Source organism: Acinetobacter sp. TUM15064 (genome assembly GCF_008980265.1).
Lineage (GTDB): Bacteria > Pseudomonadota > Gammaproteobacteria > Pseudomonadales > Moraxellaceae > Acinetobacter.
On record NZ_BKFU01000128.1, the window covers coordinates 1 to 2,427 of the forward strand.

A 2,427-nucleotide genomic window follows, 5' to 3' on the forward strand; every position below is an offset into this window, starting at 1 on the left:
ATCGTGAAACCACACGTATTAAAATGGGGGAAAATTATCGAACACTTTTGGGTCACTTTCGCCATGAAAGTGGGCATTATTATTTTGATCTCATTAAATCGCTCCACCCTGAACTGGTCGATGAATTTCGTCAGTTTTTTGGTGATGAACGCCAAGACTATAACGAAGCACTACGACGTCACTATGAAGATGGCCCACCACAAAACTGGGATAAATTTTATGTGAGCTCCTATGCCAGTACACACCCATGGGAAGATTGGGCAGAAACATGGGCGCATTATTTACATATGATGGATACGTTAGAAACCGCTTACTACGCAGGTTTAATTGTTCGAAACAACAGGAAAGACGAGAATGACTTAGCCTTTTATGAGAACCCCATAGGCGCTCAAGATTTTGATCTACTACTGAAACAATGGATGACACTAACCTTTAATTTGAATGCTTTGAATCGGAGCATGGGGTTAGAGGATGCCTATCCTTTTACCTTGTCCAATCCAGTACTCGATAAATTACGGTTTATTCATAAACATGTGTTGGGTAAAGCGTTTCATCTCGAAATAACTTGAACCTAAACCCTAAAACCAAATATGAAATAGTTAAATGATCACATCACGAACTTTGATGTATCTCAGTAATAATTGTCATAAAATAAAAGACATGTTTAGCCTATATAGATAACTGCCGTGCTAAAAACTATGCTTTCACAAAGACATCATGCTTTACCACGGTCTTTTATTTTAGGATTAATTATTGCTTTATTCCCTGCCTGCCAGTTGGTCAAAGTTAAAGAAAAAACCATTCACCAATCCATTCGTAATAAGTCGGAAAATATATTAACGCATGACCAATTAAGTACCGAAACCCTAAGTTTATTAAAACTACTTAGCCTGACTCCACAACAATGCACTGCTAAATTGGAAATATGTTTAAACCGCTTAAATCAACAAAATACTATTGCTGTTGATGAACGTTATGCAGCATTAAGTGAACTATATTTAGCCCAAGCATTACAGCTATCAAAGCAAAGAGACTGTACCCAATCAGAGACCTCGAGTGAGAATCCTTGCTTGCAGAATAGCCTAGAAGCATTTGACCAAAGCTTACGCTATAGCTATGTATACTTATTTAAAATGCAAGAAAGCCCGAGTACCCGCGTTTTTGATCAAAGACAAATGCATGTCAGAAGCTTTTATAATGTTGCATTATCACGTCTCATTACTACGGCGTACCACACGCAGCCTTTTCAGCAAGTTCCTTCGCAACTCAACATAAAAAAAAGCAGATACCTCATAAGCTTAGAACACTATCCCGAACTCAAAAATAAAGGTATTGAACGAGTTCAATCAAGTTATAATTTAAATTTCTCAGGCTTCTATCAAGTCAACCGTCAAGATGGTCTTGGTGCAGAGTTTGTGGTCGCTACAGCGTCGGAACCACCCGCTAAAAATGATTTTATCCTTGACCCTATATTGTTTTATCAAAATCAGCGCAATCCAAATATACATTCTGCACAATATTTGTCTGTCACTGCTACAGCACAGCCCCAAAATGCAGAAAGTGATATTGAAAATATCCTCAACGGAACAGCTACTTTTGAGATTGAGTTATTTAATCCATATACACAAAAGTACGTTGAAATTAACCAACAAAAATACATCCTCACGGCAAATTATTCCGTACCTTTTGCCTATTGGTTAGCTGAAAATAAGTTAGGCTCAACAGGTTATTTAACCTTACTTGATCGAACGGAACGCTTACGCATGCCGCATGTCTATATGCTTGAACCGTATCAACCAAATAAGAAAATTATTATCCTCATTCATGGCTTAGCCAGCAGTCCTGAAACATGGATCAACCTGACCAATAACATTTTAGGTGACAAAGTCTTACGTGAAAACTTTCAAGTTTGGCAGGTATTCTATTCGACCAATATGCCCATTTTTGAAAGTCGCTATCAAATTCACGCCCTACTCAAACAAGCCTTTGCACAAGTTAAACCTAACTCTCGTTCAGCCAGTGATGCTGTGTTGATTGGACATAGTATGGGAGGCGTGATTAGTCGTTTATTGATCAGTGAGCAAGATATTTCGGAACAAGTGATTCCACTTTTAAACTATGAACAATACATTCGCTTGCAACAGTATCCTATTATCAAAGACCGTTTTCAATTCCACTCAGACTTACCTATTGGACGTGCAGTATTTATTGCTGCACCTCACCGTGGCAGTGAACTGTCCGATCGCTGGTATATGGGGGTAGTGAAAAAAATGGTGAAGCTACCAATCACTTTTTTTAACCTTAGATTAGCATTTGAAGTGCAACACCATGTTGTTGCCATAATACCTGACTCGGACTTTTAAAGCTGAGTCTTTTTCTTGGGCGATGATTCAAACGTTGAGTGATTTCTGAGATATATTCATCCGT

Annotated in this window: 2 protein-coding genes; both read left to right on the plus strand. The window is 38.3% G+C overall.

The window, feature by feature from the left end; all coding sequences use genetic code 11:
- Nucleotides 1-569, plus strand: a 569-nt coding sequence (locus GBI16_RS17910) for a putative zinc-binding metallopeptidase (protein WP_171494590.1), incomplete at its 5' end; no start/stop codon positions are given.
- Nucleotides 570-698: 129 nt separating this feature from the next.
- Nucleotides 699-2,363, plus strand: coding sequence for a triacylglycerol lipase (locus GBI16_RS17915; RefSeq protein WP_228267867.1), 1,665 nt, complete (start codon nucleotides 699-701; stop codon nucleotides 2,361-2,363).
- The last annotated feature ends 64 nt before the right edge of the window (nucleotides 2,364-2,427 follow it).

Excerpts from the sequence above, each read along its gene's own strand:
- GBI16_RS17915 (WP_228267867.1), top strand. The coding sequence starts at position 699 with ATGCTTTCACAAAGACATCATGCTTTACCACGGTCTTTTATTTTAGGA.